General features: G+C 36.1%; 1 protein-coding gene. It reads right to left on the reverse strand.

What is annotated here, in order from left to right; translation table 11 throughout:
• Positions 1-274 (reverse strand): hypothetical protein (locus tag QRT08_RS18450; protein ID WP_286047459.1); only part of this gene is annotated, 274 nt, incomplete at both ends.

Here is a 274-nt window from a genome sequence, read left to right on the forward strand (position 1 = left end):
CTTTAATTGTTAATTCAGGTGAGTAGAACTCTTTACCTAATGACATGCCAGGAGCTGATCCTGTACAGTTATTTAGAACTAATTTAACGTAGTTTTTAACGCTATCGCCCTCATAGTTTTTAACAAAGATTGTCATTCTAAATGGTAACATGTTAGTTGCACCATCTTTAAGCATAGGTGAATCATAACCAGTAACTTTTTCAGCGTCCTTGGTAACAATACCGCCCTCAATTAATGACATAACTTCAGGGTCAAATGCATTGTCCGTGAAAGT

The organism is Halalkalicoccus sp. NIPERK01 (assembly GCF_030287405.1).
Classification (GTDB): Archaea; Halobacteriota; Halobacteria; order Halobacteriales; family Halalkalicoccaceae; genus Halalkalicoccus.